The organism is Pseudoalteromonas sp. MelDa3, assembly GCF_002863625.1.
GTDB lineage: Bacteria > Pseudomonadota > Gammaproteobacteria > Enterobacterales > Alteromonadaceae > Pseudoalteromonas > Pseudoalteromonas arctica.
Genome location: NZ_PJBR01000125.1, coordinates 1 through 12,377, shown reverse-complemented (window position 1 = coordinate 12,377; position 12,377 = coordinate 1). Strand labels below are relative to the sequence as shown.

The following is a 12,377-nucleotide window of genomic DNA, read 5'->3' as shown; positions in this document are numbered from 1 at the left end:
GCGTAATTTTCTTAACGTTAAATAGACCCCATATATAAGCAGATTGGTATAACAAGTTTTGTCTTGTTATCGACACTATTTTCTTATCTCATAATAGATTACTTAGTTAAGAGAATTGGTATTATTTGAGCTTTTATATAGGTGAAATTAAAAACGCCTAATAAATTAGGCGTTTTTATTTATGCTTTATGCTTCATTAAGCGTTCTTTTTCACGCGACCAGTCTTTATCTTTACCGTCTTCGCGTTTGTCGTGTAATTTCTTACCTTTTGCCAAATGAAACTCAAGTTTTACCCAGCAGTTTTTCCAGTACATAGCTGTGGCTATTAAAGAATAGCCATCGCGTTCTGTTGCACCGAATAAACGGTCAAGTTCGCGTCTGCTTAATAGCAATTTACGATAACGTAGCGGGTCGCAAATTACATGGGTCGATGCACTTATAAGTGGCTGAATTTGACTGCCAAGTAAAAATGCTTCGCCATTTTTAAGATGAATATAAGTTTCAGTGATGTTCACCTTACCAGCTCGGATACTTTTAACTTCCCAGCCTTGTAGTTCAACACCCGCTTCAAACTTATCGTGTAAAAAATACTCATGTCGCGCTTTTTTGTTTAGCGCGATGGTATTACTTGTCGATTTTGATGAATTTTTCTTAGCCATAGTGCCCTATAATATACGTAATGTGAGATGTTTTACATCGATTTTTTTAATAATGCTTTTAAAATTAAGCTTTAATTTAAGCAGCATGAAAATTTGGGGAAACGCGCAAAGCTTGCTAAAATTCGCCCACACAGTTGGGAGTGAGTATGCCACAAATAGAAAAAAGTGCGCTGGTTATGTACAGCACTAAAGAGATGTTTGATCTAGTTAATGATGTAGAAGCTTATTCACAGTTTTTACCAAATTGCTCAGACTCAAAAATTGTTTCACAGCACGATAATAACATGACCGCGAGTTTAGAAATATCTAAGGCGGGTATAAAAAAGTGGTTTACCACCGAAAACACCTTTGTTGATGAACAAACCGTGTTACTGCGCCTTGTTGATGGTCCGTTTAAGACGTTAAAAGGGCGCTGGCATTTTCAAGAGCTTGACGCTAAAGCATGTAAGGTTCATTTGCACCTAGAGTTTGAATTTTCAAGTAAGTTAATAGAGCTTGCCTTTGGAAAGATTTTTAACGATGTAGCAAAAAATATGGTGAGTGCATTTACTCAACGTGCAAAACAGGTTTATGGAGCGCGAGTATGATTAATGTTGAAGTGGTCTTTGCATTACCGACCACGGCCACGTGTTTATCAATTGAAGTGCCACAAGGGACTACAGTCGAGCAAGCTGTTATTCAGTCAGGTATTATAGAAAAGTGCCCAGAAATAGATGCCACATCGCTAACGTTAGGTGTGTGGAATCGAACTGTAAAAGCTAACTATGAATTAAAAGACGGTGACCGTATAGAAATATACCGTCCATTAATTGCAGATCCTAAAGATGCCCGCAGAAAACGTGCAGAAAAAGCAAAAGAAGAGGGGCGTGCAAATAAAATAACGGGTGGTCGCCCACTCGAAAAGTAATACCAATCGGCATAAACTTCGAACAATTTAACAGATTAAATCACACGTTAACGTCGTTTAAAATGGTAAAAGCTTTTTAAGTAAACCAATAAAAAAGGTGAGCCATGCTCACCTTTTTTACTACCTGAGACGTTTATTGCTCTAGCGGTGTAGTAAAGTTTTCAGGTTGGTCATAATCACCTGAGATTGAAACTAACTTTTCATTTTCAAAGTTAATTACTAACTCTTTATTTTGTTCGTTTTTACGGCCTTTATTAAAGCTGTAAATATAGCGCCAAGTATTGTTATCAAAGGCGTCCTCGGCAATAGGTCTACCTAATACATAAACAACTTGCTCTCGGGTCATATTTACACGAAGTTTTTCAACATCCGATTGCTCTAAAAAGTTGCCTTGTGGGATGTTAATTCGGTATACCCAGCTAGAGCAACCTGCTGCTGAGCTAAGTGTTAAAGCGACGATAAGCCAAAGAGAAAAAGTTTTTAACGACTGCATTGTTAGTTGTGATCCTTATTTTTTATAATCTGCATGATACCGATTAGTCACTGAAGGTAAAACCCTTTTAAGCAATTGTTTTATGTTAAGGGCGTTAAGGTAATGTTTTGACCACTGATAATGGAAAAAGTTTACAGCATATTGAAACGAATATTTTAAAAACTGAGTCTACTTGGTTTTTATATATAGTTGAAACACGATTTGGTCATTGGTACACAGGGATCACGACTAATGTTGAAAAACGCTTTGCAACTCATCAAGCTGGTAAAGGGGCTAAAAACCTTAGAGGAAAAGGGCCTCTTTTACTTATCCATCAACAACAAGTAGGTAATAAAAGTGAAGCAAGTAAGCTTGAGTATCAATTTAAAAAGCTCCCTAGAGCTAAAAAGGAAGCGTACGTTTCAGCGTTTAATAGCGGCGATAGTGAAAACACTTAGCTTGTTCAAATTAAGTATATTAGTTGTGAGCAAAAACTATCTTCGAATATAGTTTTTGCTCATAGCTGGCGTGTAATATTAGAGTCGCTTAGCGATGCTTTTCAAAGGTAGCTACAAGCGCATCAAGTGTTTGTGCACTGTTGGCTAAGTCGCGAATCGCTTGCTCTGTATTGATTTGTTCGCTCATTGCTTTATCGCTAATTTCGCTAATTTGCTCAATATTACGACTTACATCGGCAACCACATTACTTTGCTGCTCAGTTGCAGTCGCTATAAGCGTAGCCATATCGTTTATTTGATTTGCTGTTTCGGTTATCGTATCAAGTAATTCAACAGAGCTTTGCATTGCACCAACGCTTTGCTGAGCTTTATCTTTCGATTGGCTAATATCATTAACTACATCATCAGATATTTTTGTAAGCTCTTCAATCATAGATTGAATTTCGGTGGTTGATTGCGATGTACGGTTTGCCAGTGCACGTACTTCATCAGCAACAACAGCAAAGCCGCGTCCGTGTTCACCTGCGCGTGCAGATTCAATTGCAGCATTTAAAGCGAGTAGATTAGTTTGATCCGATATGCCTCTAATTGAGTCAACAATACTTGCAATATCAACCGTTTTTTTAGAAAGCAAAGTAACTTGCTCTGTTATGCCATCAATATCGCTGGCAAGGGCTGATATAGTTGCTTGGCTTTGGAGTACTTGTTTGTGACTTTGAATGGTGTTTTCGCGGCTGTTATCGGTTAACTTAGCTGTATTTGCTGCGCTTTGCGCTATTTCTTGTACTGTAGCGCCCATTTCGTTGATTGCTGCTGCGACAGATATTGTTTGCTCTTTTTGGTTGTCTATTGCTTGGGAGTTCCGTTTTGCTTGTTCAAATACATGATCAGAGCTTTTCCTAATATCGTGACTTTCGCTGGCAACTTGAGTAATCGCTGTTTCTATTTTATTTATAAACTGGTTAAAGCCGTTACTTAGATTGTTAAGCTCTGGTTGGCTCGATTCTGGTAAGCGGTACGCTAAATTTGCATCGCCTGAGCCTAGGCGTGAAAATAACTCAGCCATTTTAGAAAGTGGAGATGAAAGTGAGCGAGCAAGCAAATAACTGATTAAACTCGCAACCAATGCTGTAATTACCGTAAAAGTAAATATTTGCCATTGCAGGGTGTTTACGCTTGCGAAAACTTCACTTTTTGGCACTTGGGCTACAACATATAAATCGGTGTTTTTAATAGGCATAGCAGCTACAAGTGTCGGTTCGCCATTTAAATTAATTTCTTCTAGTGCAAAGCCATTACTATTAAATAGTTGGCTGTGAATATTTGCAGTATATAAATCATCAATGTTTGCTTTAGCTACTTTACTTGCATCTTTATGAAGCTGAATCAATCCACTTTTATCTGCAATGAATACAAAGCCTGTTTGCTCAATTTTAAATTGCTGTAATAGCTTTTGCATATCAGTGATGCTTTTTGCAAGACCTGCTAAACCAGTCCCATTAGCCTGCTGATGATTTACAAACATTTTCACATCATTGGCTGACTCTTGATAAATACTGATAGAGTAAGGTTGTTTTGATTGCTTAAAAGCAAAGAACCAGCCATCGGCTGCATCGTTTTTTAACACACGCAAAAACCCATTCTGGTTCCAGTACTGTGCAGTGTCTCTATTTGCCCAAGATGCTGTGGCTAAATCGTATTGCTGGGCAACGCGATTTAATTCTTTTAATAGTAATGTATCGTCTTGGTTGTTTGATTGAGCCCATTGTAAAATAAATTCGTTTGATGATAGTTGCTGAGCAGCACCGAGTAACTCGTTGATTTCACCGCCTATGTGATTGCTGATTGTTTGCAGTTTACTAGGGAGCTCTGACTCAATCATACGTCGCTCAATAATATCCTCTGAGCTGTGTAGGGAAGTCAAACCAATCAGTGCGGCTACGCATATAGCAATAACACTGCCTAAAGCTGTGATTTTTTGAGTTATCGAAAGATTTTGTATCGTCATGATATTAATTAATTTTACAACTAAATAGAAAAACATATTAGCACATTATTTATTTGGAACTAAATATTGGCTAAGCAGAATAGGCAAAGATACACCAGATTGATTAAAGTTTTATTAACAGGCATAAAAAAGCCCACATGCAAAAAGCATACGGGCTTGGTTTCTAACAAGCGAAACATTTATTGTTTAGGGTTAAACAATCTTTTTCATTGCTGACATGTAGCCACGTAATTTAGCACCAACTTTCTCAACTGGGTGTTCGCGCAATGCAGCGTTAATTTGAATTAATGTTTGGTTATCAACTTGGTTACTGTGCTCGCCAAGACCTTTACCGATAATGTCTGTATCAACGTTTTTCATAAAATCAGCAAGTAATGGTAAACATGCATGGTTATATAAATAACAGCCGTATTCTGCAGTATCAGAGATAGTACGGTTCATTTCAAAAAGCTTTTTACGCGCAATAGTATTGGCGATTAATGGCGTTTCGTGTAATGACTCGTAGTAAGCTGACTCTTCGATAATGCCTGCTGCTGTCATGGTTTCAAATGCAAGTTCAACACCTGCCTTAACCATTGCTACCATTAAAATACCGTTATCAAAAAATTCTTGTTCAGAGATTTCTACATCGCCAGCAGGGGTCTTTTCAAAGTTAGTTTCTGCTGTTTCTGCGCGCCATTTAAGTAAGTTTACGTCATCGTTATTCCAGTCTTCCATCATAGTGCGTGAGAAAGTGCCGTCGATGATGTCATCTTGATGCTTATTATAAAGCGGGCGCATAATTAGTTTTAGCTCTTCACTTAGTTCAAACGCTTTTACTTTTGCTGGGTTTGAAAGGCGGTCAAGCATGTTAGTAACGCCGCCGTACTTAAGTGCTTCGGTAATTACTTCCCAGCCGTATTGAATTAGTTTTGATGCATAACCCGCATCAACGCCTTTTTCTATCATTTTATCAAAACATAAAATAGAGCCAGTTTGTAACATGCCACATAAAATGGTTTGCTCGCCCATTAGGTCAGACTTAACCTCAGCAATAAATGATGATTTAAGTACACCTGCGCGATGTCCGCCAGTACCCGCTGCATACGCTTTAGCTTGTGCTAAACCAAGACCTTGAGGGTCATTTTCTGGGTGAACTGCGATCAGAGTTGGTACACCAAAACCGCGTTTGTATTCTTCACGTACTTCAGAACCAGGACACTTAGGCGCAACCATGATTACAGTAATGTCTTCACGTACTTGCATGCCTTCTTCAACAATATTAAAGCCATGAGAGTAAGCAAGGGTAGAGTCTTTTTTCATAAGTGGCATAATTGCACTTACTACAGCGGTATGTTGTTTATCTGGCGTTAAGTTAAGTACTACGTCAGCTGTAGGAATTAATTCTTCATAAGTACCAACAGTAAAACCGTTTTCAGATGCATTTAAAAATGATTGGCGACGCTCAGAAATAGCTGAAGCACGTAATGTGTAAGAAACATCTAAACCAGAGTCACGTAAGTTTAAGCCTTGGTTTAAACCTTGTGCGCCACAGCCTACAATAACTAGTTTTTTACCTTTAAGTGCGTCAACGCCATCGGCAAATTCGCCTGCGTCCATAAATTCACATTGCGCTAATTGCGCTAATTGCTCGCGTAAAGGTAAGGTATTGAAATAATTCGCCATTGTTAGTGTCCTATAAAGTCATGTTTGTTAGATGCGCAAGGTTTGTTGCGCTTACAAACACCATATGTAAAATCGTTGCTTGCGTAAAATGATATATTTGAATTAAAGTGTTTCATAATATGAAATACTGGGTTTGGCATGGATCATAAACATTTAAACTACTTTTTAGCACTGGCTAAAACACTTCATTTTGGACGCGCAAGCGAGCTTTGTCATATAAGCGCACCCACTTTGAGCCGCAATATAAAACACTTAGAAGAAGAGGTAGGTGTTGCATTATTTGTACGCGATAACCGCAGTGTTAAATTAACGCGTGAGGGTGAGTCGTTTATTGATTACGCCACAGCAACGCTTGCTAATTGGCAGCGTTTTAAAACGAATGTGAAAGACCCACAACAACATATTTACGGCAAAGTAAGTATCTATTGCTCGGTTACTGCATCTTATAGTTTTTTACATCAAATATTAGAGCAACTTCGTGCGCAGCATCAGTATATAGAAATAACATTAAATACAGGCGACCCTGCACTTGCTATAAACCGTGTGTTAGATGGGCATGAATTAATGGCTATTGCAGCTAAGCCAAATAAGTTACCGGCGCAAATTGCTTTTGTAGATATAGGGCATTCTCCACTTTTATTAATTGGACCAAAAATTCAATGCCCGATCACACAAAAACTAACGCAGAATGGTGATGACATTAATTGGTCTGATTTAGAATTTATTGTGCCAGAACAAGGTTTTTCTCGCCAAAGGTTAGAACACTGGTGGCGCAAAAATAATATTCACGGGAAAATTTACGCACAAGTTGCTGGGCACGAAGCAATGGTATCCATGGTGAGCTTAGGATTAGGTGTCGCAATGGTCCCTAAAATAGTGCTAGATAACAGCCCGCTGCAAGATAAAGTACAAATACTAACACCAAAAATGCAAGCGCCTGATGGGTTTGATATTGGTTTGGCAGTATTAAGGAAAGAGTTAAATGACCCTGCAATCAGTGCTTTGTGGAATATTGCGCAAACTTTAGATGCAAAAGCGATTTAATGCGCGCAGAGAATAAGCAAGTTAGTTAAATAGTATGAATATAGGTTGCGTATAAGTTTACTATTACTTAACATTGAGCGCTAATAACAAAAACAATGACGCTTGAGAGTTTATTTATGAACCACGCCGTATCACTTGCTCATTCTGCTCAATGCCTAAAAAAGGCGATTCCTTTGATGGTAAAATACCGAATGCCGGTTACACCCATCAACTATGCAATTTGGTACTGTTATATTCAAGGAAACAAACCTTCATTAAATGCTGAGTTAGACCATGTTATTGCTCTGCAACAAACATGTTCACAAGACAAAGCAAAAGAAATTTTTGATAAACACTTAACGCAAGACGATCTCGTTTTTTTTCAAGAAATGACTGAAAAATTTCATACAACTATGGAGCAAGTTCAGCAAGATATAAGCACAACGCTTGATCACTCTAAAAGCTTTACGACGAGTTTAGTCGACTCACAAAATGAATTAAATATGCTTGTTGATGTAAACTCTTATAATGAGATACTAGGTTGTGTTGAGCGTTTAACTGACGATTCTATTGCAATGCAAGATTATGCTCGGGAGTTTCAGACTAAATTAGCCGTTGCCTACAATGAAATAAAAGATTTAAAAGAAGCACTCAATATTTCAAAGGAAGCAGCCGATACCGACACGCTTACGGGTTTTTATAATCGAGGTAAGTTTGATTCTGATATTGTAAACTTTTGCCTCGAATACTCAGAGCAAGCGCAAGAAGACTCTCTTGCCGTACTCATTATGTTTGATATTGATCATTTTAAGCGCTTTAACGATGATTTTGGCCATCAAAAGGGTGATGAAGTCCTTAGGCTAGTTGCTAAAAAAGTGAGAGAAAATACAACTGAAGCTGCAAATGTGTATAGATATGGTGGCGAGGAGTTTTGCATAACAGCCTACTTTGACACTATTAACGATATAATAGCATTTGCAGATTGTATTCGTTTAGCAATAGCAAAATTGGCGATTCGTAAAAAGCATGATGTAACTGCAAAACGTGCTATTTCAGCAAGTTTTGGCTTAGCAATTTTACGGCCATTTACAAATAGTTCTGTTTTAGTTGAGCGTGCAGATAGAGCCTTATACATTGCCAAAACACATGGACGAAATCGTATAGAAATAGCCCCTGATATTTAATAAGTGCCAGAGGTTTCTGATTTATTTGGGTTAAAGCCGCTCAATTTAGGGCGATTTAATCCAACTTCAGTTTTGGTAAACAAGCAGGTAAAACCCAATAGAGCTGTAGCGAGTTAGCTCTTAGTAATTTTTTATTTGAATAATTGCATTTGCTACGTAGTGCCTCATTTTCAAAGTATCTTAAAGTACTATTAGTCAAAAATTATACAAGCAACTCAAAATATAGTCCTTAGACACAACTACCTTGAAAGATAAATAGTCCGAAAAGCATAAAGTTAACATTTTTGTATACAAATTGTGAATAATTGTAACCAGCTAGAGCTAGTTTAAAAAGACCTTGCTAGTATGGGGAACTCACTTATTTTGATACTTTGATTTACGCTGATGCGGTATGCCTTCTCATTATTAACAGCTCTATGTTTTAGCACTTTGTTTGTTTGCCTTTCGGTGCAAGCAACACAGGCAAGCAAGCATGCTGACGATTATACAGAGCAAGATATAACAACCGATCGTCTGCATTTGAGTTTAAGCGTGGGGGCTGGAGTTATAACCAACCCTTTGCATGGTGGAGATAATATTCCGCTCGTGCTTATTCCTCAAGTTGCGTTTTATGCAGAGCAATGGTTTTTTGATAATGGCCGTCTTGGTTATTCATTTTTGCAAACCCCTAAACATCACTTTAATCTAGTTGGTGAACTCAACTCTGAGTCTCGCTTTTTTATAGACTGGCACCCTAAAAATGTATTTACACTACAAAGTAGTGCCCTCAACAATCAGTTCGTAATGCAAGATGAAGCCTCGTCATCTCGCTATGTTGATATTGATAATTTACATAAACGGCAAATTGCACTTGATGCGGGTATTGCATATCACTATGTAAATGAAGACCATGTTTTTTCGGTTCAGGCTCTGCATGATATAACCGATGTTTATCGAGGTGTACGCGCAGCATTACAGTGGCAGTATCATACTGTGATAGGAAAGCTCAAAATAAAGCCAACACTTGGAATAAACTATAAATCTGCGGAACTAAATAGCTATTTTTATGGACTTAATGAGGGTGAAACTCAATTTGGCAAAATAGACGTTGGTAGTAGTTGGCAACCTTATGCTAAAATCGACGCCCGTTGGCCTCTGAGTAAGGCTGACTCTCTTCGTTTTCATGTAGCATATTACGACTATTCGGCTATGGATGGCAGTCCGCTCTTCGAACGTACTTATTCAATGACTGCATTTATAGGATTCGATCGTACTTTTTAATATGAAGTATTCAATATTAGTTGTCTTTATTACCGCTTTTTTTAGTGGTTTTAGTGTGGCACAACCCCCTTTTTTTAGTGTTTCTCCAAAAGTCTGCGTTGTCTCTGAACAGCAGGGTTTTTGCGATCTTGATTTACAATTTAAATGGCAATTAAACGCCTACAGTGATGTCTGTTTGTATCAGCAAGAGCAACGGCTTCAATGCTGGGAGCAACAACTTTCTGGGCAATTTAATTATAAAGCGCGTGTTCAGGTGGAGACCATATACTCCTTAATCAATCCTCATACGGGTGTGTTAATAGCAAAAACACAGGTTGAAGTACAAAGCGCCCATGCTAAAAAAAATAGGCGTAGGCTTCGCTCTCCGTGGAGCTTTTTTTAATTTAGGAGCAACTAATGCCAAAAATTTTACTTGTTGAAGATGATCTCGGTTTACAACAACTAACAAAAGATTACCTTGAACATAATGGCCTTGAAGTCGAAGTATTAGACCGTGGTGACGAAGTGTTTAATTACTTAGAAAACAATACACCCGATTTAATGATTTTAGACGTTATGCTGCCAGGTAAAGATGGCTTTAGCGTTTGCCGCCAAGTAAGAGATAAATTTACTCTACCAATTTTAATGTTGACTGCTAAAGGTGAAGATTTCGACCAAGTACTTGGCTTAGAGCTTGGCGCTGATGATTATGTAATAAAACCAGCAGAGCCACGTGTATTACTAGCGCGAATTAATGCATTACTGCGTCGTGGACAACCCATGGTAAAATCAAGCGAAGAGCTCCAGTTTGGTGATTTAGTCATTGATAAAACAAGTCGTATTGTAAAACTAAGTGATTCGGAGATTGTATTAACTTCGCACGAGTTTGAGTTACTATGGCTATTAGCGTCAAATGCGGGTGAAGTACTAAGTCGAGAACATGTGCACCAACATATGATTGGTCGCCAATACGATGGACTTGATAGAACGGTGGATGTACGCGTATCACGAATTCGTAAAAAATTAGGCGACAACAGCGATAAGCCATATCGTATAAAAACTGTATGGGGACAAGGCTACTTATTTGTTTCTGATGCATGGGATCTTTAGAACTATTTAAGGTTAGTCGGCTTTAATGGGAAAACTGTTTACCAGCTTATATTTATATATCATCGTTTCTTTGTTTGTAGTGAGCGGTGTTATAGAGCAATTGTGGCCTTACGAAGAGTCGCAACAACAGGTCTTCTTAGATGATGAGTTTGGGCAATCACTCTGGTTGCTCTCACAAACTTCAAATGGTCTTAAAAAGTTAAAGCACAACTTTGAAAGTAAAGTGATTGAACGACGTGATTTAATACTCCCTCAAAAACAACAATCGCAGCTCAACCAAAACCACTACTTATACTTATACGATAAGCAACAACGCATTGTTTGGTATGTAGATCTCGGTAATGATTCATTACTTCAAGTAGGACCGGTAGGTGTATTAACGCAGGAATCATCTTCTGTTTGGCCGTATTTATTACTACTTATTATTGTAGGTATACCTGTTGGGCTGTGGAGCTTTTTACTATGGCGCGACTTTGCAAAGCTACGTAAAGCGTGTGAAGCGGTAGAGGGTTTGCAAGACTTTCAACTAAACGACTCTTCTAAGTCTTTCTTTTTACCTATTACTGATACATTAAAGGTAATGCAGCAACGTATTGAGTTTTTACTTAGTGCGCAGCAAGAACTTACCTCATCGGTGTCGCATGAGTTTAGAACACCACTAGCACGTTTAAAGTTTGCAATAGTAATGCTGCAAGAACAAATGCTTGACGTAAAAGGTGAGAAATACCTAACAAATATGCAAACAGACATTAGCGAGCTTGAGTCACTAGTTTCTGAAATGCTTGAATACGCGCGATTAGACTCTCAACAACCTAGTTTACAGCCAATAAACTGTGACTTAGCTGGGCTGGTAAAAACAACTGTTGAAAAGCTAAACTTTGAAGCCCGAACAACGCTCTCTGTAAACCTCCCTGAGCATTTAAATTATTACTGTGATAGTCACTTTATGGCGCGAGTATTTCAAAATTTAATTGGCAATGCGCTCAAATATACCCATAAAAAAGTCAAAATTTCATTGCTACAAGAAACAAAACACATCGTATTGATTGTTGAAGATGATGGGGAGGGGATAGCTCCCGCTGAGCGAGAAAATGTATTTAAACCTTTTACTCGACTAGATAAAAGTAGAGGCAAGGATACCGGTGGTTTTGGTTTAGGGCTCGCTATAGTTGCTAAAATTGTGTCGTGGCACCAAGGAGAGTGTAAAGCAGAAAGCTCAAGTTTAGGTGGTGCTAAATTTATTGTATATTTACCCCTCAAATTTAAGACATAAAAAAAGCGCCTAAAGGCGCTTTTTTTGCGGTTAAAAACCAAAATCAACAAGTAGCAATATAATAGACCGCAGGTGCTTAAAAAAGTTCTCAACTATTTTTATTTTTTTCAAGTAATGGCATTAACATTTGCTCAAGGCCATTTAGTTTTACCTCATACATCATCGCAAGTTGACTACCTAGTTTTGAGTCAGGAAACCCTTGCTGATTAAACCAGACTAAATAAGGCTCTGGGAGTAACAACAATGGCCGTCCTGCATATTTTCCAAACGGCATTGTAGTATTTATCGCTATTTTTAGTTGTTTTGGATCCATAAAAACTACTTATGTATTTAAAGTATGCGTAAGTGTAAGGGATTTTAGAGATATAAAATAGGCTGT

At 38.1% G+C, this 12,377-nt stretch carries 14 protein-coding genes; 9 read left to right on the top strand and 5 right to left on the bottom strand.

The window, feature by feature from the left end:
• Window positions 1–179: 179 nt before the first annotated feature.
• Window positions 180–659 carry an SsrA-binding protein SmpB gene (smpB, locus tag CXF89_RS17595; protein WP_007584119.1) on the bottom strand — a complete coding sequence of 160 codons (480 nt, stop codon included), beginning with the start codon at window positions 657–659 and terminating at the stop codon, window positions 180–182.
• A 146-nt stretch (window positions 660–805) separates the two neighbouring features.
• Between smpB and CXF89_RS17590 the strand changes: the two genes are divergently transcribed.
• Window positions 806–1,246 (top strand): type II toxin-antitoxin system RatA family toxin, encoded by a 441-nt coding sequence (locus CXF89_RS17590; protein WP_007584120.1) that lies wholly within the window; start codon window positions 806–808, stop codon window positions 1,244–1,246.
• Window positions 1,243–1,566, top strand: a complete 324-nt coding sequence (locus CXF89_RS17585) for an RnfH family protein (RefSeq protein ID WP_007584122.1) — start codon at window positions 1,243–1,245, stop codon at window positions 1,564–1,566. Before CXF89_RS17590 ends, CXF89_RS17585 begins: the two co-directional genes overlap by 4 nt.
• 133 nt (window positions 1,567–1,699) lie before the next feature.
• Here CXF89_RS17585 and CXF89_RS17580 read toward each other — a convergent pair whose 3' ends face one another.
• Complete coding sequence (locus tag CXF89_RS17580) at window positions 1,700–2,059, bottom strand: outer membrane protein assembly factor BamE (protein WP_004335706.1); 360 nt, start codon at window positions 2,057–2,059, stop codon at window positions 1,700–1,702.
• Window positions 2,060–2,166: 107 nt separating this feature from the next.
• Here CXF89_RS17580 and CXF89_RS17575 point away from each other — a divergent pair, with 107 nt between their 5' ends.
• Window positions 2,167–2,496: a GIY-YIG nuclease family protein gene (locus CXF89_RS17575; protein ID WP_121955331.1), complete on the top strand. Its 330-nt coding sequence runs from the start codon at window positions 2,167–2,169 to the stop codon at window positions 2,494–2,496.
• An 88-nt stretch (window positions 2,497–2,584) separates the two neighbouring features.
• Here the strand turns inward: CXF89_RS17575 and CXF89_RS17570 are convergent, their stop codons facing one another.
• Together CXF89_RS17570 and ilvC are read right to left on the bottom strand one after the other, a co-directional pair.
• Window positions 2,585–4,504: a methyl-accepting chemotaxis protein gene (locus CXF89_RS17570; RefSeq protein ID WP_024589916.1), complete on the bottom strand. Its 1,920-nt coding sequence runs from the start codon at window positions 4,502–4,504 to the stop codon at window positions 2,585–2,587.
• A 192-nt stretch (window positions 4,505–4,696) separates the two neighbouring features.
• Window positions 4,697–6,169, bottom strand: coding sequence for a ketol-acid reductoisomerase (gene ilvC, locus CXF89_RS17565; protein ID WP_121955330.1), 1,473 nt, complete (start codon window positions 6,167–6,169; stop codon window positions 4,697–4,699).
• A 138-nt stretch (window positions 6,170–6,307) separates the two neighbouring features.
• Here ilvC and ilvY point away from each other — a divergent pair, with 138 nt between their 5' ends.
• The 6 genes from ilvY to CXF89_RS17535 all read left to right on the top strand — a co-directional run bounded on the left by ilvY (window position 6,308) and on the right by CXF89_RS17535 (window position 11,998).
• The gene (ilvY, locus tag CXF89_RS17560; RefSeq protein ID WP_007584128.1) at window positions 6,308–7,213 is read left to right on the top strand and encodes an HTH-type transcriptional activator IlvY; all 906 of its coding nucleotides are present in this window, start codon (window positions 6,308–6,310) and stop codon (window positions 7,211–7,213) included.
• 116 nt (window positions 7,214–7,329) lie between these two features.
• Window positions 7,330–8,376 carry a GGDEF domain-containing protein gene (locus CXF89_RS17555; protein ID WP_180961421.1) on the top strand — a complete coding sequence of 349 codons (1,047 nt, stop codon included), beginning with the start codon at window positions 7,330–7,332 and terminating at the stop codon, window positions 8,374–8,376.
• Window positions 8,377–8,823: 447 nt separating this feature from the next.
• Window positions 8,824–9,636 carry a MipA/OmpV family protein gene (locus CXF89_RS17550; protein ID WP_024608151.1) on the top strand — a complete coding sequence of 271 codons (813 nt, stop codon included), beginning with the start codon at window positions 8,824–8,826 and terminating at the stop codon, window positions 9,634–9,636.
• 1 nt (window position 9,637) lies between these two features.
• A complete protein-coding gene (locus CXF89_RS17545; RefSeq protein ID WP_180961420.1) occupies window positions 9,638–10,018 on the top strand; it encodes a DUF3019 domain-containing protein in 381 nt (126 codons plus the stop codon).
• A 14-nt stretch (window positions 10,019–10,032) separates the two neighbouring features.
• Window positions 10,033–10,725, top strand: coding sequence for a response regulator (locus CXF89_RS17540; RefSeq protein WP_007584133.1), 693 nt, complete (start codon window positions 10,033–10,035; stop codon window positions 10,723–10,725).
• A 25-nt stretch (window positions 10,726–10,750) separates the two neighbouring features.
• Window positions 10,751–11,998 (top strand): ATP-binding protein, encoded by a 1,248-nt coding sequence (locus tag CXF89_RS17535; RefSeq protein WP_121955328.1) that lies wholly within the window; start codon window positions 10,751–10,753, stop codon window positions 11,996–11,998.
• Between the two features lie 88 nt (window positions 11,999–12,086).
• Here CXF89_RS17535 and CXF89_RS17530 read toward each other — a convergent pair whose 3' ends face one another.
• Window positions 12,087–12,311, bottom strand: coding sequence for a DUF3820 family protein (locus CXF89_RS17530; protein ID WP_101216204.1), 225 nt, complete (start codon window positions 12,309–12,311; stop codon window positions 12,087–12,089).
• Window positions 12,312–12,377 lie beyond the last annotated feature (66 nt).

Excerpts from the sequence above, each read along its gene's own strand:
- smpB (WP_007584119.1), bottom strand. The coding sequence starts at position 659 with ATGGCTAAGAAAAATTCATCAAAATCGACAAGTAATACCATCGCGCTA.
- CXF89_RS17590 (WP_007584120.1), top strand. The coding sequence starts at position 806 with ATGCCACAAATAGAAAAAAGTGCGCTGGTTATGTACAGCACTAAAGAG.
- CXF89_RS17585 (WP_007584122.1), top strand. The coding sequence starts at position 1,243 with ATGATTAATGTTGAAGTGGTCTTTGCATTACCGACCACGGCCACGTGT.
- CXF89_RS17580 (WP_004335706.1), bottom strand. The coding sequence starts at position 2,059 with ATGCAGTCGTTAAAAACTTTTTCTCTTTGGCTTATCGTCGCTTTAACA.
- CXF89_RS17570 (WP_024589916.1), bottom strand. The coding sequence starts at position 4,504 with ATGACGATACAAAATCTTTCGATAACTCAAAAAATCACAGCTTTAGGC.
- ilvC (WP_121955330.1), bottom strand. The coding sequence starts at position 6,169 with ATGGCGAATTATTTCAATACCTTACCTTTACGCGAGCAATTAGCGCAA.
- ilvY (WP_007584128.1), top strand. The coding sequence starts at position 6,308 with ATGGATCATAAACATTTAAACTACTTTTTAGCACTGGCTAAAACACTT.
- CXF89_RS17555 (WP_180961421.1), top strand. The coding sequence starts at position 7,330 with ATGAACCACGCCGTATCACTTGCTCATTCTGCTCAATGCCTAAAAAAG.
- CXF89_RS17545 (WP_180961420.1), top strand. The coding sequence starts at position 9,638 with ATGAAGTATTCAATATTAGTTGTCTTTATTACCGCTTTTTTTAGTGGT.
- CXF89_RS17540 (WP_007584133.1), top strand. The coding sequence starts at position 10,033 with ATGCCAAAAATTTTACTTGTTGAAGATGATCTCGGTTTACAACAACTA.
- CXF89_RS17535 (WP_121955328.1), top strand. The coding sequence starts at position 10,751 with ATGGGAAAACTGTTTACCAGCTTATATTTATATATCATCGTTTCTTTG.
- CXF89_RS17530 (WP_101216204.1), bottom strand. The coding sequence starts at position 12,311 with ATGGATCCAAAACAACTAAAAATAGCGATAAATACTACAATGCCGTTT.